Genomic DNA, 16712 nt, shown 5'->3' with positions numbered 1-16712 from the left:
GGGTGCGACCTACACTGAGCATAACAAGTTCTCAATGTTCCCGGCCCATCATTATGAAACCCGCCCTCTACACGCTGGCCTTGCTGGCACCGCTGACCGCGGTGGCGCAAACCTCGTCGTCGACGGAAGTGTACGGCGTGCTGGATGCCGGCGTGGTGGCGGAGCGCGGTTGCCAGAGCGATTGTGCCAGCACCCGGCTCGACAGCGGCATCGCCAGCGGCTCGCGGCTGGGCGTGCGCGGCCGCGAAGACCTGGGCGGCGGCACGGCGGCGGTGTACACGGTGGAGGCCGGTGTCCTCAACGACACCGGCGTGTCGGACCAGAACGGCAAGCTGTTCGGCCGGCAGGCGTTTGTCGGGCTGGATGGTCCGCTTGGGCTGGTGACCCTGGGCCGCCAGTACAATCTGGTGTACGAGGCGCTGACCGAAGTGGGCGATCCCTTCCATGGCGGCATGGCCGGCAGCGCCGCCAATCTGGTCGGCTATACCACCAAGCGTTACGACAACACCGTCAAGTACCAGTCGCCGCGCTCGCGCAGCGGGCTGATCGGCTCGGTGATCTACAGCTTTGGCGAGTCGCCGTATAACAGCAAGGTCAACCGCGCGTATGGCGCCACGCTGGGTTATGAAAAGGGCGGCATCAATCTCAGCATCTCGCACCAGCGCAAGGACAATCTGCTGGACGCGACCGGCACCACGCCGCCGGTCGATCAGTCGGCGCGCAATACGCTGGTGGCCGCCAATGTCGACTTCGGCCGCTTTGTCGGTTACGCCGCTTATGGTCACAGCAAGGGCGACGGCAGCATGCAGTGGGACGAAACCAATCCCTACGGCGCGGTGGCGCAGCGCGACCCCAGCACCAACAGCCATGACGTGCTGGTCGGCGTGGCGGTGCCGATGGGCGCCACCACGTTGCTGGCGTCCTACATCCATAAAGATGACCGCACGCTAGCCGACCGCGACGCTAATCAAATCGCGGTCGGCGCCAGCTATGCGTTCTCGAAACGCACCAGCATGTACACCTCGTTTGCCAAAATCCAGAACCGCAATGGCGCCGCCTACTCGGTCGGCAACGCCAGCAATCGCGGCAGCGGCGATCGCGCCATCAACATCGGCCTCAAGCACGCATTCTAAACATGCTACATTGCTGGTTTTGACCGGGAATGCGCATGTACCTCACTTATTTCAATGGCAGCTGGAGCGAAGGGAATACGCCGCTGTTCGGCGCCATGGACCACAGCGTCTGGCTGGGTTCGTCGGTATTCGATGGCGCCCGTTCCTTGCGCGGCCATATGGCGGACTTGCGCCTGCATCTGCAACGCGTGATCACCTCGGCCGAGCGGCTGGGCCTGATGTGCCCGCTCAGCGTGGATGAGATGGAACAGCTGGTGCGCGAAGGCGTGGCCAAGTTTCCGCCGGATGCCGAACTGTACATTCGTCCGCTGGTGTTCGGTACCGATGGCCTGCTGATTCCGGTGCCGGAAAAGAGCGCGTTCGCGCTGACGCTGTTCGATGCGGCGATGCCTCCGTTCACCGGTTTCTCGGCCTGTCTGTCGGTGCTGCGCCGCCCCGATCCGTCGATGGCGCCGACCGATGCCAAGGCATCGTCGCTGTACGCCAATACCAGCAAGGCGCTGCGCGAAGCCAAGGAGCGCGGCTATGACAACGCGGTGGTGTGCGACAGCGCCGGCAATGTGGCCGAGTTCGCCTCGGCCAATCTGTTCTTCGTGACGCCGCAAGGCAAGGTGGTGACGCCGGTGCCGAACGGGACTTTCCTGTCCGGCATCACCCGCGCGCGCGTGATCGATCTGCTGGCGCAGGCGGGCGTGGTGGTGGAAGAGCGCAGCGTCCGGCCGGAAGAGCTGGACACTGCGGTGGAAATTTTCAACACCGGCAACTACGGCAAGGTCACGCCCTGCGTCCGTTATGAGGCGCGCAGCTTGCCGGTCGGCCCGATCGCCACGCTGGCGCGCGAGCGCTACATGGCGTATTCCGACAGCCAGTAACTCACTGCGGCCGGGGCGGGCAGCTGGCACTCAGCCAGCGTCCGCTCGATTGCACGGTGGCGCTCTGTGGGCCGGCGCCGCTGTTGTTGATGACCTGCATGGTCGAGGTGTAGGCGTTGTCGCCCTGGAAGCGGATCTGGCCGTTGCCGCTGGAGGCCGGATCGGTGCAGGTGAACGACACGTCCAGGCCGCCGCTGACCTGCTGTTGCTTCGACGTGCACTTGCCATCCTGACCCAGCGGCAGTTCCTTGCGCGCCGCCATTTCCGGCGTCACGCAGGCGGTCATGGTCAGGCCGCCATTGCTGCCGGCCTTGGGCAGCGAGACGCCGTTTTTGGCCATGCTGGCTTCCAGTTGCGCGCGCTGCTCCGCCGGCATTGCCGCCAGCTGATTCAGCGCCGCCGTCAGCGCCTGGTCGGTCTGGGCGTTGCCGGTGCTGACCTTGGTATTCAATTCCCACAGGCCCGGCTTGATGGTCTGGGCCTGAGCCACCGCCGAGGTCATCAGGGCCAGTGCGATCACGAGACGTTTCATAACTCCTCCCGAAAAACAGCAGCATAAACGAAAACGGCGCCAATGGCGCCGTTTCATCCTGGGGCGGAGGAGGCTACACGCCGCGTCCGCTAATCAGGCGCAGCAGCACCATGATGATGGCCACGACCAGCAGGATGTGGATGAAGCCGCCGATGGTGTACGAGGTCACCAGGCCCAGCAGCCACAGGATAAGCAGAACGACAGCGATGGTATATAGCATGATTCTCTCCTCGGGTTGTGTGAGTCCATTATCGGCAAGAGTGGGCGCTGTATCTGTACGCTGCCGTACCTAGCTCCTTTAGTCGATCGAGCGCAGTTGGCCCTTGACGATGCGGACCGGATCGCCGGCGCGCCATTGCGGCTGGTTCGACGCGTGCAGCGTGCGCTTGTTGCCGTTATCCATGCGCACCACGATGTCCCAGCTGTGGGTGGTTTTCATATTGCCTTCGATCTGGTTGCCGGCTACCGCGCCGCCCACCGCGCCGGCCACCGTGGCCAGCTGGCGGCCATGGCCGCTGCCGACCTGGTTGCCCAGCAGGCCGCCCAGCACCGCGCCGCCGACCGCGCCGACGCCGCTGCTTTGCGGACGATGCTCAACCGCGCGCACCGATTCCACCACGCCGCAGTTGGCGCATGGCGCGTTGCGGGCTTCCGGTTCGGCGTTCTGGCCGGCGCCTTGCGCCAATGCCGGTTCGGCGCTGCCGGTCGGCGCCATGCTGTTGGCGGTCGGTGCGGCATTGTTATAGGACGCGTTCGACGCGTGTTCCGGCGCCGGTGGCAGGCCGCTGACGGCGGCCGGCACGCTGGCGTTGGAGGTTGGCAGCCAACCCAGAATCGCGGCGCTGCCGACGCCGCAGAACAGGACCACCGCGACGGCGGCGATCACCATGACCGGATGCGGGCTGGATTTGATGTGTGGGGTGTCCATGATGGGTTTCCTTTTTATTGGTTGAGGTATTGCATTGCAGACGATATTTTCCTCAAGGACATCGCTTGCTTCCGTGCGTCACCGTACATACAGAGCAAATAATTGCCTTTACGCTGATTCCATGCATACCTATCTCTCCAATTCCATCGACGACGAGCGCGCCTTGCCCCGGCTGGCGAACAACCGCTTGCTGGCCAGCCTGTCGGACGAGGACCAGGCCCAGCTTGCTGACAAATGCGAGACCGTACGGGTTGAAAACGGCCAGGTGTTGTCGGAACCGGGGCAGGAGGTGCGTTATGTGTATTTCCCGATTGATTGCCTGGTCTCGCTGCTGGGCGTGGCGGAAGGGCGCATGACGCTGGAAGTGGGCGCCATCGGCCGCGAGGGCATGCTGGGCGCGCCGGTGGTGCTGGGGCAGGAGCTGGCCCAGGTGCGCGCCGTGGTGCAGCGCTCGGGCCGCGCCTACCGCATGGCGGCGGGCGATTTGGTGACCGAGTTCCACCGCATGGATGCGTTGCAGCGGCTGCTGCACCGCTATACCGACCAGCAATTGGCGCAGGCGATCCAGATTGCCGTGTGCAGCCGCTTCCACGTGCTGGAGGCGCGGCTGGCGCGTTCACTGCTGATTACGCGCGATCGTCTGCAATCGGAAAAATTCCATCTGACGCACGAATTCCTGGCCCATGCGCTGGGCGTGCGGCGTGTCGGCGTCACCAAGGCCGCCAGCGCGCTGCAACAGCAAAAGCTGATCAGCTACAGCCGTGGCAATATCGAGATCCTCGACTCGGCCGGGCTGGAAGGCGTCTCCTGCCATTGCTACGAAATGTTCAAGGACAAATAAAAACGGGCCGCGAGGCCCGTTGTGCTTGAAGGCTGGCGCCGATTAACGCGGTGGTTTCTGCACCTGGTTGCCGATCACGCCGCCGACGGCCGCGCCACCGACCGCGCCGACCGCGCTACCGCCAGTCAGCACCGAGCCCGCCACCGCGCCGACACCGGCACCAACGGCGGTATTGCGATCCTGCGGCGACATGTTGGCACAAGCGCTCAGGCCCAGGGTGGCCGCCAGCACGGCGGCGGTTGCTGCGAGTTGCTTGACGTTCTTCATGATTTTCTCCTCTGGCAGGCCAGCGCGGTATTGCGCCAACCGATGGCACCAGAGTACGCGCTGGGGCAGGGCACTTCCGTTCGGCATCCCACATTCGCACCGCATCAGTGGCTGGGCTTGCCTGGCGGCGGCGCCACCGGCTTGCCGCCGGCCTGCGCCATCAAGGTCTGGCAGCCGGCGGTCTCGCCGGGGCCGGTGCTGACCAGCGGCACAATCGCCGCCACCGGTGCCACCACCGCCAGCGCCAGGGCACCGCCAGCGCGCAACGCCAGCGCGCCCTTGTCGATGCTGAGGTCCGGTTCCTTGAACGTGCCGCGCACATAGATCGGCGCGCGCAGCGAAATCACGCGCATGCTCTTGGCGTCCGGTTTCAGCGTCAGGTCCAGCTTTTCGTTGCCGAGATTGACGGTGCCGTTGATGTCGATGCGCGCTTCCGAGGTGTCGACCACGAACAGGCGCGATTTCATCAGGCCGTTGGTGACGGCAAAATCAGTCACCATGCAATTCAGCTTGACCTGCTTGTCGCCGACCACCTTGGTTAGCACCACGCTGCCGATGTTCAGTCCCATCGCCTCCAGCAACAGCTTGCTGACGCTGCCTTCATTGACGACGCCTTTCAGCTCGCCGTTGGACGAGCCGAGCAGGCTGGCCACCGAATTGCCGGTGGCCGACAGCGACACATCGGCATTCACCTCGCCCACCGTGGCCTGCATGCCGTCAATGGTGGGGAATAGTTTTTTCAGCTGCAGATGGCGCGCACCAGCCTTCAGTTCGGCGCGGATGGCGTGTGGATTGATCTTGCCGCTGCCATCCAGCATCACGTTGGAGGTGAAGCGGCCGCCGGCGATGTCGAAGTTCATCGGCGTCAGCGACAGCACGCCATCTTTCATGTGGATTTGCGTTTCCAGATTCTGGATCGGCAAGTCCTTGTTGCGGGTGATTTGCGCGGCCTTGAAATTGACGTCGGCATCGATCGCGGTCCAGCGCTCGGTGCGGAAGGTTTCCACCGGCAGCACCTTGTTGCCCGGCTGGCGCTCGTCCTCACCGCGTGCTTCCTTGCTGGCGTTGGAGTCGGCGCCGATCAGCGGGCCGAGGTCGGACACTTGCAGCAGCTTCGATTGCACCGTGCCGCTCAGCAGCGGACGCGGCGCGCCGGTGCGGAATTCCAGCTTGCCGCCGATGTCGCTCTGGCCGACCTTGCCGGTGAACTGGTCGTAAATCCAGTGGCTGGCATTGGCGCCCAGGTTGCCGCTCAGATGGCCCTCGGTGGTGAACGGCGGCGTTTCCGGCAGCAGCACGCCGGTCAGGCCGTACAGCCGCGCCATGCTGGGACCGGACAGCTTGAGCCGCATGTCCAGTGCCGCCAGCGCGGCCGGCTTGGTCAGCGTGCCTTCAACGCTGATATTGGTGCCGCCGACGTTGAGGCTGGCTGCCAGCGGGTAGGGCGCGGTTTGCGATTGCAGCGACAGCACGGCGCCGGCCTTGCCGCTGCCGCTGACGTCCTGCTGATTCCACTTGCCGCGCAATTGCCAGGCCACGCCGTAGGGGCCGTCGTTGACGGTGTCGACCTGGGCGGCGGCATCCACATGCGTCATGGCGTCGATGTAGCGCACCGTGCCTTTGGCGAACACCACCTGCTGCACATCCAGTTTCCAGGCCGAGGGCTGGTCGTCGCTTTTAAAGGTCCAGTTGTTTTTGCCATCGGCATCGCGCTGCAACAGCAGCGCCGGATTGTCGAAGCGCAGCACCGGGATTTCAATCCGCTGGCGCAGCAGCGGCAATGGTTCGATGGCAAAGGCGAACTGGCTGACGCTGACCATCTCGCTGGGTGCCTGCATGCCGCGCGGATTGCCGACGTGGACATCGCGCGCCAGCAGATGGGGCAGCGGCAGGTAGTCGCGCCAGGTGCGGTCATGGTCGCCGCTGCCTTGGCGCTGCCAGGTCAGCGACACGTCGCCCCGGATTTCAAACGGCCGGTCGATGGCGCTGCTGATCCGTTGGTTGAGCCACGGCCGCGCGCGGTTCCAGTCGTAGTTGCTGAGGGCGACGACGGCAATCACGGGCATGGCCAGCACGGCGCTGCTGACGGCAAGGGCGATACGGGTGCGGCGGGGCAGGGGCATGGCGGACCTGAGGGTTCTGGAGGATTTTGATAGTTGCATCATTTTACACACACGGGGTTTGGTGCGTCACCGTACTGATGCCGGACCGGCGAGCGCTTATAACTGTAGCCATCCCAATCACTTGAGGAGAATAACAATGATGCCCATGAATACTCAATGGCAAATGATGTGCGGCATGGCCCTGCTGTTCACGCTGGGTGGCTGCGCCAGCCAGAAAACCCCGGCCACTGCGGATGTCGCGGTGTCGCGCGAAGCGGTGGCCGCTGCCACCAGCGCCGGCGCCGCCGACCTGGCCCCGGCCGAAATGCAATCCGCCCGCGACAAGCTGATGCGCGCCAACCAGGCGCTGGCGGCCAAGGACTACAAAACGGCGCAAGACCTGGCCACGCAGGCGTCGGCTGACGCTCAGCTGGCGCAGAGCAAGGCCAACTCTGCCAAGGCCACCACCGCCGCCGACGAGCTGCAACAGAACATCCGCCTGCTGCGCGAGGAACTGGCGCGCGCCAATGCGACTACTCAACAATAAAACCAACGGAGCCCGATCATGAAAAAACTCACCCTGTTGCCAGTTGCCTTCGCCGTGACACTGACCATGGCCGCCTGCAGCTCGACGCCAACCACCACCACCCAACTGGACCAGGCACGCGCCGACTTTTCGGCCGCGCAAAGCAATCCCACTGTGGCCGCCAACGCGCCGCTGGAATTCAAGGCCGCGTCCGACGCGCTGGACAAAGCCAACACGGCCGCCGCCAAGAAAGAGAGCCTGAACGAGATCGACAAGCTGGCCTATATCGCCAAGCAGAAGATCGCCACCGCGCAGGAAGCGGCCAAGGCCAAGCAGGCTGAATCCGATGTGGCCAACGCCGCCCGTCAGCGCGATGAAGTGCGCCTGCAGGCGCGCACCGCCGAGGCCAACAACGCCAAAGCCGCCGCCGACCGCGCCCGCAGCCAGGCCGATCAAGCCAAGGCCGATGCCGAAGCCGCGCGCGCCCAGGCCGACATCGCCGCCAATTCGGCGCGCGACGAGCAGGCCAAGAACGCCGCGCTGCAACAGCAACTGGCCGACCTGCAAGCCAAGCAGACCGATCGCGGCATCATCATCACCCTCAACGATGTGCTGTTCAATGTCGACCGTGCCGAGCTGAGCGCCGAAGGCATGCGCACCGCGCAGAAACTGGCCGACGTGCTGCTGCAGGAACCGCAAAGCGTGGTGCTGGTCGAAGGCTTTACCGACAGCACCGGTACTTCGTCGCACAACCTCGACCTGTCGCAACGCCGCGCCGAATCGGTGCGCAATGCGCTGATCGGTCTCGGCGTACCGAGCAACAAGATCGCCACCCGTGGCTATGGCGAAGCCTATCCGGTGGCCAGCAATACCGACGCTGGCAGCCGCCAGCTGAATCGCCGCGTTGAAATCGTGCTGTCGCAAAACGGCGCGCCCATCGCCAATCGTCGTTAATTTTCAGGAAGGACTACCAAATGGCTGAATCCAATCCCACCCATCCGGCAGGCATCGATGTCGAAGCCATCCGCGCCGCCGCCCGCAATCTGCAGGACGGCCCGGTTACCGCTGGTTATCAGGGCGACCGCGAAGCGGTCATCAAAATGCTGAACGACGCGCTGGCGACCGAACTGGTCTGCATCATGCGCTACAAGCGGCATTACTACACGGTGGCCGGGCGTGAAAACGCCGGCATCAAGGCCGAATTCCTGGAGCATGCCAGCCAGGAACAGGAGCACGCCGACTGGCTGGCCGAGCGCATCGTCCAGCTGAACGGCGATCCTGATTTCAATCCGGCAACGTTGCTCGCACGCAGCCATGCCGAGTATGATGCGTCAGAAGACGTACAATCGATGGTCCGGGCCAATCTGATCGCGGAGCGGGTCGCCATCGAGTCGTACCGGCAGATGATTGCCCGCATCGGCGAGAGCGACCCGACCACGCGCCAACTTTTGATCAAGATCATGGCAGTGGAAGAAGAACACGCCGACGATATGCGTGATTTGCTTGACGCACACGGATGAGGCAGACCGGCGTCATTTGCTGTACAGTTTTCACATCTACAACCACAACAGGAGCATCATCATGCTGGAACAAAACATCAGTACCGTGAATAACGACGTGAAAACTCTGGTTAAAGATGCCCAGGCATTGTTCACCGCCGCCACCGCGCTGACCGGTGAAAAGGCCGAGGAACTGCGCGGCCGCGGCATGCGCGCGCTGGACACCGCGCTGGCCAAGGCCCATGAAGCCCAGGTCAGCGCGCTGGCCGCCACCAAGGAAGCCGCCAAGCACGCCGACGAGTACGTCAAGGAAAACCCATGGCGTTCGATCGCGGCGGCAGCCGGCATCGGCCTGCTGATCGGCGTCATCATCGGCCGCAAGTAAGCCATCGTGGCGCACGACGATGACCAACGTCCGCCGGGCTTGATCGCGTCGCTGGGTCTTGTGACCCGCAACGCGATCGCCTTGTTGCTCAACCGGCTGGAGCTGGCCGCGCTGGAGCTGGCCGAGGTGCGCAACCACCTGCTGCAACTGGTGGTGGTGTTCACGCTGGCCGTGCTGCTGGGCGGCTTCGCGCTGATCTATGCCTCGATCACCATCGCCTATCTGGGCTGGCTGCACATCGGCTGGGTCATCCTGCCCATCATCACCGGCGTTTTCCTGCTGCTGGCGATCGTGCTGATCCTGTATGCGCGCAGCATGCTACGCAGTGGTAAGCTGTCGTTGCCGGCCACCATGGCGGAACTTAAGTCCGACCGTGACATGCTGGTGTAAGGAGAGCTTGTGAGCAAACACGAAGAGGCGGCCGCGCTGGCGGCCGAAAAGCTGAAATTGATACGCGAGGGCGAGCTGTTGCGTATCAAGGTAGTGCACTCGAAGGCGCTGGTGACCCAGGCGCTGCAGCCAGAAGCGCTGATGCATGGCGCCATCGACCATGCGGTCGGGCTGGCGCAGGCACGGTTGGGCGGCTTGCTGCAGCCCGGCGGCCTCAGCAGCGGCTTCAGCATCAAATCGCTGCGAACGTTGATGCCCTATGCGTTGACGGTGGGTTCCTTTATCGCCCGCAAGCGGCTGATCAAGCCGGCGCTATTGCTGGCCACGGCGGCCGGCGTCGGCGTGGCCTGGCTGTTGCGGCATAAACCCACGCAGCAGCAAGAGGTCTCTTGAGCGCCGCGCCGGATTCACCTGACTCGCTCAACCCGGCCGGCATGCGCATCGTGCTGGTGCTGCAGGGCGGCGGCGCGTTGGGCGCGTATCAGGCCGGCGTCTTCCAGGCGTTGCACGAACATGGGCTGGCGCCGGACTGGATCGTCGGCACGTCGATCGGCGCCATCAATGCCGCCATCCTGGCCGGCAATAGCCCCGAGCAGCGCTTGCCTCGGCTGCGCCAGTTCTGGCACGGCATCGCCCACCGCGACAGCTTCGACATGCAGCGCGTGCCGGATGCGCAACGCCGCTCCAACATCGTGCTGCAAACCTGGGATACGCTGCTGCGCGGCGTGCCGGGTTTCTTCAGCCCGCGTCTGTTCAATCCGTTTGCCACCGGCGCCGCCGTCGATCCCGAGCAGGCCAGCTTTTACGACACCGGCGAACTGCGCGACACGCTGAACCAATTAATCGATTTCGACTATCTGAACGCGCCCGGCGGCACCCGGCTGACGGTGAACGCGCTCAAAGTCACCAGCGGCACCTTGCGTTGCTTTGACAACCGCGATCTGCCGCTGCACGCCGACCACATCTGCGCCAGCGGCGCGCTGCCGCCGGGCTTCCCTGCGGTGCGCATCGACGGCGAGCTGTACTGGGACGGCGGCCTGTATTCGAACACGCCGCTGGAGACCGTGCTGGACGACAGCGGCAGCGTCGACACGCTGTGCTTCATGGTCGACCTGTGGAGCGCCGACGGCCCCGAACCGACCACGCTGGATGAGGTGCAGACGCGGCAGAAAGATGTCACCTTCGCCTCGCGCTCGCAGCGCCATCTGGCCGATTACGTCGCCACCCATCGCATGCAGCAAAAGCTGCGCGAGCTCTACCGCGCGCTGCCGCCGGAAAAGCGCACGCCGCAGCAATCGCGCGAGCTGGAAGCGTTGGGCTGCGACAGCACGCTGCACGTGGTGCGCCTGCCGTATGCCGGCCGCGACTGGAATATGGCGGCCAAGGACATCAATTTTTCGGCGGGGTCGATCGACTGGCGCTGGGACCAGGGCTATCAGGATGCGCTGCGCGCCATCAAGGGCGCCGGCTGGCTGAGCTACGTGTCGGAAGACACGCCGCTGGTGGTGCATGAACTGCCGCCGTTGAAGCCGCCGGGCAGCGCGCGGGCGGCCTGAGCACAGGCCACCCGCCGGTTTCACTTCTGTGCCATCAGTTGCGGCACTTTGGCCATATCATCTTTGTAGGTTTGCTGCGCGTCCTGCAGGCAGGCGTGGCGTTCGCTGGCCGGACCTTGCTGGCAAGCGCGCCTGGCCTCGGCCAGCGCGGCGCCGATTTCCTTGCGCAGCGTGCGCGCCTGCTCGGCGCTGGTGCTGTCGGCGCGCGACCAGCGGGCCGGTTCACCTTTGGCGATTTCCTGTCGTTGCAACTGGGCGTTCTGTGGCGGCGTAGTGTCTTCCTGCGCTTGCGCGGCCAGCACCGCGCAAGCCATCATCACGCCGGTGACGATGCGATGAAGCATGATGTCCTCCTGGATTTATAGCCTGCCGGTCAGCAGCATAATCAGCAGTATCACGACGATCAGGCCGGTGATGCCGCTGGGCGCGTAACCCCAGTCGCGGCTGTGCGGCCAGGTCGGCAGCGCGCCGATCAGGGCCAGGACCAGAATAATCAGAATGATGGTACCCATGTTGTTCTCCTTGTGTGGTGTGAGTTAAAGCTGGTCCCGGCCAGAGCTTAGTAGCGGTACAGGCGGCCGTCGATCAGGCGCACGCGGTTGCCGACGCGCAGGTCATAAGCGCTGTCCTGCTGGATGATGCGGGTGTCGCCGTTATCCATGCGTACGCTGATCTGGTATTCCTGCTTGCCGGCGTTGCGATTGCTTTCGACATTGTTGCCGACCACCGCGCCACCGACCGCGCCAGCCACCGTGGCGGCGGTACGGCCGCCGCCGGAACCGACTTGATTCCCCAGCAGGCCGCCGATCAAGCCGCCAGTGACGGCGCCGACGCCGGAGCTGCCGCGCGCTTGCACGATGGTGATCTGGTCGATGGTGCCGTAGGTAGACGAGTCGTTGCTGATATAGCGGATCTGTTGCGGTTGCGTCTGGTTGCTGGCGCAGCCACTCAGGGCGGCGACGCCGGCCAACAGCGCGGCCGCGAGCGTAGTTGAGCGTTTCATATTGTCCTCCTGGAAAAGTGTGAGTCCAGCATAGACAGCGGGCGAGCGAGGGTCTGTGCGATTACGCACCATGCCGGGTCGTGGCGATTTTTGTACGGTACCGTACAGAGGTGCGGAGGGAAGGCGGGTTTAATGGCGCTATCGGTAGCAGAGACGGTCCACGTCCCGCTGGCTGACAAACTCATTGTTTTTAATTACTCCAAGGAGAGTCGCCATGAAAATCGCACATAAAATCGCTACTGCGCTGTTTACCGTATCGCTGCTGGGCGCCGTCACCGGCTGCGCATCGACCTCGACCAAAGAAGGCACCGGCGAATTTGTCGACGATTCCGTGATCACCACCAAAGTCAAGGCCAGCATCTTCAATGAGCCTAGCCTGAAATCGACCGAAATCAACGTCGAAACCTTCAAAGGCACGGTACAGCTGAGCGGCTTCGTGGCCCAGCCTGAGGACATCGCCAAAGCCGCCGAAATCGCGCGTGGCGTCAAAGGCGTGACCTCGGTCAAGAACGACATCCACGTCAAGTAATGCAGCAAGCGCCGGCGCGCTCAGACGCGCCGGCTCACTCAGCGAGTCATCATGAACCAGCCTGGCGATCTTCCTAGAACTCATGCGCAGGCGGTCATCACCGACGCTGAGTCGCCCCGTATTCCCCTGCATGTCAACGCGCGCGGCCTGGCGCTGGGCGTGATCGCGACCGTGGCCTTTCTATTTGCGCTGCAATGGTCGCGCGACTTCCTGGTGCCGCTGGTGCTGGGCATCCTCATCACTTATACCTTGAGCCCACTGGTGTGCTGGCTGGAGCGCATCCGCATCCCGCGCGTGATCGGCGCCACGCTGGTGACCGCCGCCATTCTGGGCGGCTCGGTGCTGGTGATCGACAAAGTGCAGGGGGAGTTCCAAGCCATCGTCGACGAACTGCCGACCGCCGGGCATAAATTGTCGCGGCTATTGTCCGAGCGTCTGCACAGCGGCGGGCCGAGCGCCTTGCAACGGATTCAGGACGTGGCGGTGGAACTGCAGCAAGCCACCGCCGGCGCGCAGGAAAAGCGCGCCGCGCGTCGTGCCACGGCGCCGGTGGCCGATAGCAGCTTCCCGGTGATGAACTGGATCTGGGCCGGCTCGATGGGCGTGATGGGCTTCCTCAGCCAGGCCACCATGGTGATCTTTCTGGTGTTCTTCCTGCTGCTGTCGGGCGACACCTTCAAGCGCAAGCTGGTCAAGTTGACCGGGCCGTCGCTGACCAAGAAGAAAATCACCGTGCACATCCTGGAAGACATCAACAGCTCGATCCAGAAATACATGCTGATGCTGCTGGTCACCAACGCCTTGCTGGCCTTGCTGATGTGGGCCGCCTTGCGCTGGATCGGCCTGGAAAACGCCGGCGCCTGGGCCATCGTGGCCGGGCTGCTGCATTTGATGCCTTACTTCGGACCGTTGCTGATCATGCTGGCGACCGGCATCGTCGCCTTCCTGCAATTCGAATCGCTGCAAATGAGTTTCCTGGTGATGGGCGCCTCGCTGGCGATCGCCACCCTGGTTGGCACCGTGGTCGCGACCTGGATGACCGGCCGCTTCGCCCGCATGAACGCGGCGGCGGTGTTTGTCAGCCTGCTGTTCTGGGGCTGGCTGTGGGGCGTGTGGGGCTTGCTGCTCGGCGTGCCGATCATCGTCATCATCAAAGTCGTCGCCGAGCGCGTCGAAGGCATGGAAGTGGTGGCCGAACTACTTGGCGAGTGAGCCTAGTTGCAGCGCGTATTGGCGCGCGAATTCGGCGCCGAGGAAGAAGATCTGCGCCGAGTAGTAGACCCACAGCAGCAAGGCGATCAGCGAGCCGGCGGCGCCATAGCTGCTGGCCACGCCGCTGTTGCCGATGTAGGCGCCAATCGCATATTTGCCGATCGTGAACAGGGCTGCGGTGCCGAGCGCGCCGATGGTGACGTCGTGCCAGGACAGCTTGACGCGCGGTAGCATTTTGAAGATGACGCCAAACAGCGCGCCAATCACGATGAAGCTGATCGCCATGTTCAGCACGGTCAGCAGGATGCCGGCATCGCTCCACAGACTGCCCCAGAATTTTTCCAGCAGGGTCAGCGCGGCGCTGACCACCAGCGACACCATCAGCAGAAACGCCAGCACCAGCACCATGCCAAACGATAGCAGCCGGGTACGGATGGTGTCCCACACGGTGTTGTCGGTGGGCGGCGGCACTTGCCAGATGGCGTCCAGGCTGGCCTTGAGCTCGGCAAATACGGTGGTGGCGCCAAACACCAGCAGGACCCCGGCCACCATGGTGGCCAGCCGGCCTTCTTCTTTGTTGCGGGCGCCGGCCAGCACCGCCTGGATCGCTTCGGCGCCCTGGTTGCCGACCAGCCCACGCAACTGGGTGAACAGTTCGCCCTGCGCCGCCTGCGGGCCGTAGAACCAGCCGGCGATCGCCAATACCAGCACCAGCACCGGCGCCAGCGAGAACAGGGTGTAGAAGGCCAGCGCCGCGCCCATGCTGCCGCCGCGATGCTCGAACCATTCCGAGAGGGTGCACTTCAGCACCGAGAAGATATTTTTCCGGTTCATAAAAAAAGCCCCGCAACTTGCGTTGCGGGGCTGCTGTTACGGGAGATTACTGGACGCGGCGTTCGATGGTGATTTGCTCCACCTCGACCCGGCGGTTCGGTTCCAGGCACTTGATCAGGTCGGCGCGTTTCTTGTCGTGGCACTCGACCACCGGATTGGCTTCGCCTTTGCCCACGGCGTTCAGGCGGTTCGCGGCCACGCCTTTGCCGACCAGGTAGTCCTTGACCGCGTTGGCGCGGCGCTCGGACAGCTTGAGGTTGTACTTGTCGCTGCCCAGGCGGTCGGCATAACCGCTGATGGTGATGTTGTCGACGCTGGCGTTGGTGTTCAGCAGGTTGGCGATATCGTCCAGTTTAGGCTGGCTCGAATTCAGCTTGGCGCTGTCAAACGCGAACAGTTCGGTGGCCGACAGCGTCACTTTCTCGAAGCGGGCCGGCGGTGGTGGTGGCGGCGCTGGCGGTGCTGGTGGCGGTGGCGGCGGTTCGACCACAGGCGCTGGTGCTGGCGGTGGTGGTGGCGGCGCTGGACGCGGCGCATCGCCCAGCGCGATGTTCAGGCCGACGGTCACGTAGTAATTGTTGCTCTTGGCGCTAGGGAAGGTGTCGCCGCGCAGGAAGCCGTGCACATCGCGGACGTCGGCCTGGAAGGCGACGCGCTCACTGAGGTCGGACTGGAAGCCGAGGCCGGCGCTGACGTAAGGCGAGGTTTTCTTGCGCTCGCTGCCAAACAGCTGGGTCTTGTCTTGCTCGGCGCCGGCACCGATCAGGATGAAGGGACGGAACGATTTACGGGAGAACAGGTACAGGCCGTCGATACCCAGCGTGGTCTGGCGGTAGCGGTTGCCGTTTTCCTTGGAGCGGGCGTTGGTGGCGCCGATCTGGATATCCCAGTCGGGGCTGACGGCTTTGCCGAATTTCAGGCCGCCGCCGTAGCCGCGCTTGTCGATGCCGAAGTCGCCATCCGGCTTGACGGTGTTGGCGCTAGGCTGGATGTACCAGTTGGGATTGATGACCGGATCCTGCTGGGCCATGGCGGAAAAGGATGCGCACAGCGCCGCGACGGCAAGGGCGATTTTCTTGGATTTATTCACAGGGCTACTCCCGATTCTTGTTTAGGAATGTTTCGTTGCCAGCAATGTTGTTGCACCGCTGTTGGACCGAAGATTATGCAAGTTGGTGCCTGGCTTCCGTTCGCTACCGCACTTAACTTTTGTGCTGTATCAAATCCGTCACATTTCCTGCAACTTAACTGGTTTCCGCTTGTCCGAACTTAAGGCATTAGATGCATCAATAATGTTCGTTGCCGCACAGACCATAGCGGCTCAAGCGGGCATTCTTGCGTCAAGCGCCGTACCAATCCAGGCAATGTCTAAAGGGAGTCTACTCATGCACGCCAGCAAACAACAAACCATGGTCCAGAACGAAATGAAAGCCTCGCCGGAGATGCAGGCCACCACGGCGCGCTTGTCTTTGATGGACCGCTCGACACCGGCCCCGCTGGACCGCAAGCCAGCGCTGTCGATGGCGTCGATAGAGCGCGTGCGTTCGACTTCGGCCACCCTGCGCCGCATCGAAAACATGCAAAAGCTGATCGCCGAACTGTCGATGCACGAGATGCTGGCCGATGAAATCGCCTGGTTCCTGAAATTTTCGCCGTCCGGCGCCCGCAAATACATCCGCGACCTGCGCGAAGCCGGCGTGATCGAGCTGGCGCGTTATGTCGAAGGCACCGCGACTTACCTCGGCAAGGCGGTCTACCAGCTGACGCCAGACCCGGAGCGCATCGCCGCCTTCCTGGCCGCGATCGCCCAGCCGAAGCGCGAAGGCATGCCGCCGCGCAAAGAGCGTCCAGGCCTGCGCGAACAGGCGATGGCCGGCAGCGGCCGCCACTTCCACATTCTGGCCGACGACACCCATTACGCGATCCGCGTCAACCGTGGCCCGGTGATGCGCGATCCGCTGGTGGCGGCGCTGTTCGGCAGCCCGCCGTCGCAGCAAAAAGCCGAATAATCACCCTCAGCAGGGGTATCATGAAACAGCTGGCGCGCGCCAGCTGTTTTCGTATTGAAATGTTGATATGCAGCCCCACCTAGGCTGGCATGAC

Annotated in this window: 23 protein-coding genes; 13 read left to right on the top strand and 10 right to left on the bottom strand. The window is 63.7% G+C overall.

Going from position 1 to position 16712, the window contains the following annotated elements; translation table 11 throughout:
• Nucleotides 1–53 precede the first annotated feature (53 nt).
• Nucleotides 54–1133, top strand: coding sequence for a porin (locus GJ699_RS30180; RefSeq protein ID WP_154383114.1), 1080 nt, complete (start codon nucleotides 54–56; stop codon nucleotides 1131–1133).
• Nucleotides 1134–1168: 35 nt separating this feature from the next.
• Entirely contained in the window at nucleotides 1169–2005 is an 837-nt protein-coding gene (locus tag GJ699_RS30175; protein WP_154383113.1) for a branched-chain amino acid aminotransferase, read from the top strand.
• Nucleotide 2006: 1 nt separating this feature from the next.
• Here GJ699_RS30175 and GJ699_RS30170 read toward each other — a convergent pair whose 3' ends face one another.
• From GJ699_RS30170 to GJ699_RS30160, 3 genes are all read right to left on the bottom strand, one after another.
• Nucleotides 2007–2537: a DUF3617 domain-containing protein gene (locus GJ699_RS30170; protein WP_154383112.1), complete on the bottom strand. Its 531-nt coding sequence runs from the start codon at nucleotides 2535–2537 to the stop codon at nucleotides 2007–2009.
• Between the two features lie 73 nt (nucleotides 2538–2610).
• A complete protein-coding gene (locus GJ699_RS30165) occupies nucleotides 2611–2757 on the bottom strand; it encodes a lmo0937 family membrane protein (protein WP_008446864.1) in 147 nt (48 codons plus the stop codon).
• 78 nt (nucleotides 2758–2835) lie between these two features.
• On the bottom strand, nucleotides 2836–3465 hold the full coding sequence (locus tag GJ699_RS30160) for a glycine zipper 2TM domain-containing protein (RefSeq protein WP_154383111.1): 630 nt from the start codon (nucleotides 3463–3465) through the stop codon (nucleotides 2836–2838).
• A gap of 121 nt (nucleotides 3466–3586) precedes the next feature.
• Between GJ699_RS30160 and GJ699_RS30155 the strand changes: the two genes are divergently transcribed.
• The gene (locus GJ699_RS30155; RefSeq protein ID WP_154383110.1) at nucleotides 3587–4306 is read left to right on the top strand and encodes a Crp/Fnr family transcriptional regulator; all 720 of its coding nucleotides are present in this window, start codon (nucleotides 3587–3589) and stop codon (nucleotides 4304–4306) included.
• A gap of 42 nt (nucleotides 4307–4348) precedes the next feature.
• Here the strand turns inward: GJ699_RS30155 and GJ699_RS30150 are convergent, their stop codons facing one another.
• Together GJ699_RS30150 and GJ699_RS30145 are read right to left on the bottom strand one after the other, a co-directional pair.
• Entirely contained in the window at nucleotides 4349–4573 is a 225-nt protein-coding gene (locus tag GJ699_RS30150) for a YMGG-like glycine zipper-containing protein (protein WP_154383109.1), read from the bottom strand.
• Between the two features lie 104 nt (nucleotides 4574–4677).
• A complete protein-coding gene (locus GJ699_RS30145) occupies nucleotides 4678–6696 on the bottom strand; it encodes an AsmA family protein (RefSeq protein ID WP_154383108.1) in 2019 nt (672 codons plus the stop codon).
• Between the two features lie 139 nt (nucleotides 6697–6835).
• Here GJ699_RS30145 and GJ699_RS30140 point away from each other — a divergent pair, with 139 nt between their 5' ends.
• From GJ699_RS30140 to GJ699_RS30110, 7 genes are all read left to right on the top strand, one after another.
• Entirely contained in the window at nucleotides 6836–7222 is a 387-nt protein-coding gene (locus GJ699_RS30140; protein ID WP_371867718.1) for a DUF4398 domain-containing protein, read from the top strand.
• 18 nt (nucleotides 7223–7240) lie between these two features.
• A complete protein-coding gene (locus GJ699_RS30135; protein ID WP_154383107.1) occupies nucleotides 7241–8155 on the top strand; it encodes an OmpA family protein in 915 nt (304 codons plus the stop codon).
• Nucleotides 8156–8175: 20 nt separating this feature from the next.
• Nucleotides 8176–8721, top strand: coding sequence for a ferritin-like domain-containing protein (locus tag GJ699_RS30130; protein WP_154383106.1), 546 nt, complete (start codon nucleotides 8176–8178; stop codon nucleotides 8719–8721).
• Between the two features lie 61 nt (nucleotides 8722–8782).
• A complete protein-coding gene (locus GJ699_RS30125) occupies nucleotides 8783–9085 on the top strand; it encodes an ElaB/YgaM/YqjD family protein (protein ID WP_154359981.1) in 303 nt (100 codons plus the stop codon).
• Between the two features lie 6 nt (nucleotides 9086–9091).
• On the top strand, nucleotides 9092–9475 hold the full coding sequence (locus tag GJ699_RS30120; RefSeq protein WP_371867717.1) for a phage holin family protein: 384 nt from the start codon (nucleotides 9092–9094) through the stop codon (nucleotides 9473–9475).
• A 9-nt stretch (nucleotides 9476–9484) separates the two neighbouring features.
• Entirely contained in the window at nucleotides 9485–9868 is a 384-nt protein-coding gene (locus GJ699_RS30115) for a hypothetical protein (protein ID WP_371867716.1), read from the top strand.
• A 41-nt stretch (nucleotides 9869–9909) separates the two neighbouring features.
• The gene (locus tag GJ699_RS30110) at nucleotides 9910–11031 is read left to right on the top strand and encodes a patatin-like phospholipase family protein (protein WP_154383162.1); all 1122 of its coding nucleotides are present in this window, start codon (nucleotides 9910–9912) and stop codon (nucleotides 11029–11031) included.
• A 20-nt stretch (nucleotides 11032–11051) separates the two neighbouring features.
• Here the strand turns inward: GJ699_RS30110 and GJ699_RS30105 are convergent, their stop codons facing one another.
• From GJ699_RS30105 to GJ699_RS30095, 3 genes are read right to left on the bottom strand one after another with little or no spacing between them, the layout of a single operon-like run.
• Entirely contained in the window at nucleotides 11052–11375 is a 324-nt protein-coding gene (locus GJ699_RS30105; RefSeq protein WP_154383105.1) for a hypothetical protein, read from the bottom strand.
• 15 nt (nucleotides 11376–11390) lie between these two features.
• A complete protein-coding gene (locus GJ699_RS30100) occupies nucleotides 11391–11543 on the bottom strand; it encodes a DUF3309 domain-containing protein (protein ID WP_072786345.1) in 153 nt (50 codons plus the stop codon).
• Nucleotides 11544–11590: 47 nt separating this feature from the next.
• The gene (locus tag GJ699_RS30095; protein WP_154383104.1) at nucleotides 11591–12034 is read right to left on the bottom strand and encodes a glycine zipper 2TM domain-containing protein; all 444 of its coding nucleotides are present in this window, start codon (nucleotides 12032–12034) and stop codon (nucleotides 11591–11593) included.
• A 214-nt stretch (nucleotides 12035–12248) separates the two neighbouring features.
• Here GJ699_RS30095 and GJ699_RS30090 point away from each other — a divergent pair, with 214 nt between their 5' ends.
• Together GJ699_RS30090 and GJ699_RS30085 are read left to right on the top strand one after the other, a co-directional pair.
• Complete coding sequence (locus GJ699_RS30090; protein WP_154383103.1) at nucleotides 12249–12563, top strand: BON domain-containing protein; 315 nt, start codon at nucleotides 12249–12251, stop codon at nucleotides 12561–12563.
• Nucleotides 12564–12614: 51 nt separating this feature from the next.
• The gene (locus GJ699_RS30085) at nucleotides 12615–13775 is read left to right on the top strand and encodes an AI-2E family transporter (RefSeq protein WP_154383102.1); all 1161 of its coding nucleotides are present in this window, start codon (nucleotides 12615–12617) and stop codon (nucleotides 13773–13775) included.
• Here GJ699_RS30085 and GJ699_RS30080 read toward each other — a convergent pair.
• Both GJ699_RS30080 and GJ699_RS30075 read right to left on the bottom strand, forming a co-directional pair.
• Nucleotides 13761–14609: a YihY/virulence factor BrkB family protein gene (locus GJ699_RS30080; RefSeq protein WP_154383101.1), complete on the bottom strand. Its 849-nt coding sequence runs from the start codon at nucleotides 14607–14609 to the stop codon at nucleotides 13761–13763. The two genes, GJ699_RS30085 and GJ699_RS30080, sit on opposite strands and share 15 nt — an antisense overlap.
• Nucleotides 14610–14655: 46 nt before the next feature.
• A complete protein-coding gene (locus GJ699_RS30075; protein WP_371867715.1) occupies nucleotides 14656–15699 on the bottom strand; it encodes an OmpA family protein in 1044 nt (347 codons plus the stop codon).
• Nucleotides 15700–15994: 295 nt separating this feature from the next.
• On the opposite strand from GJ699_RS30075, the gene GJ699_RS30070 reads away from it, so the two are divergent.
• Complete coding sequence (locus tag GJ699_RS30070; RefSeq protein ID WP_371867714.1) at nucleotides 15995–16618, top strand: winged helix-turn-helix domain-containing protein; 624 nt, start codon at nucleotides 15995–15997, stop codon at nucleotides 16616–16618.
• Nucleotides 16619–16712 lie beyond the last annotated feature (94 nt).

This window comes from Duganella guangzhouensis, assembly GCF_009674535.1.
GTDB lineage: Bacteria > Pseudomonadota > Gammaproteobacteria > Burkholderiales > Burkholderiaceae_D > Rugamonas > Rugamonas guangzhouensis.
This window is presented reverse-complemented; position numbering and strand designations above follow the sequence as displayed.